Origin of the sequence: Nonomuraea ferruginea (assembly GCF_039540635.1) — a bacterium.
Lineage (GTDB): Bacteria > Actinomycetota > Actinomycetes > Streptosporangiales > Streptosporangiaceae > Nonomuraea > Nonomuraea ferruginea.
This window is the reverse complement of sequence record NZ_BAABFD010000059.1, coordinates 1-1,107: the sequence shown is the minus strand read 5'-3', so window position 1 is coordinate 1,107 and position 1,107 is coordinate 1. Positions and strand designations below refer to the sequence as shown.

The 1,107-nt window shown below is 68.6% G+C and carries 2 pseudogenes; both read left to right on the top strand.

The features are described 5' to 3' along the window. Positions 1–817, top strand: a pseudogene (locus ABD999_RS43765) (hypothetical protein); the annotation flags it as partial. A gap of 1 nt (position 818) precedes the next feature. Beyond that, positions 819–1,107 (top strand): annotated as a pseudogene (locus tag ABD999_RS43760) (2-oxoacid:ferredoxin oxidoreductase subunit beta); the annotation flags it as partial.

The following is a 1,107-nucleotide window of genomic DNA, read 5'->3' as shown; positions in this document are numbered from 1 at the left end:
GGTGATGTTGTTGTCGGATGGGTATCTGGCCAACGGGTCGGAGCCGTGGCGGCTGCCGGAGGTGTCCGCGCTGCCGGACATCAGTGTGCCGTTCACGACCGAGCCGAACGGCGAGGACGGGGCGTTCCTGCCGTTCCAGCGGGATCCGGACACCTTGGCGCGGCCGTGGGCGATCCCGGGCACGCCGGGGTTGGAGCACCGTATCGGTGGTATCGAGAAGGCCGACGGCACGGGGAACATCTCCTACGATCCGGACAATCATGACCGGATGGTGCGGTTGCGCGCGGCCAAGGTGGCCGGCATCGACGTGCCGGATCTCCAGGTCGACGACCCCCACGACCCGCACAATCTCGACGTCACCGACAACCCCGACGACCCTCACGACCCCGATGTCCCAGGCGGTCCTGGCGGGCCCGGCGGTCCTGGCGGGCCCGGCAGGTCCCGCGCTCACGCCGGGTCTGGCCGGTCTGGGTCTGGTGGTGCGCGGGTGCTGGTGCTCGGGTGGGGTTCCACCTACGGTGCGATCGCCGCTGGGGTGCGGCGGGTGCGGGCGGCGGGCGGGAAGGTGGCCCAGGCGCATCTGCGGCATCTGAACCCGCTGCCGGCCAACATCGGTGACGTCCTGGCGCGCTACGAGAAGGTGTTGCTGCCGGAGATCAACCTGGGCCAGCTGGCGTTGCTGCTGCGGGCCCGGTTCCTGGTCGACGTCATCAGCTACAACCGGGTGCGCGGGCTTCCGTTCAAGGCCGAGGAACTGGCCGCAGTGATCCAGGACGTGATCGACCGTGATGATCAGCAGGTGAACGGCAGTGACTGACATGAACGGGCTCGTCAACGGCAAGGGCCTGTCGCTGGTGCCCAAGACCGACACCAAGCAGAGCCTGAAGGACTTCAAGTCCGACCAGGAAGTGCGCTGGTGCCCGGGCTGCGGCGACTACGCCATCCTGGCCGCGGTGCAGTCGTTCCTGCCTGAGCTGGGGCTCAAGCGCGAGAACATCGTGTTCGTCTCCGGGATCGGCTGCTCCTCCAGGTTCCCGTACTACCTCAACACCTACGGCGTGCACTCCATCCACGGCCGCGCCCCCGCGATCGCCACCGGGCTGGCAG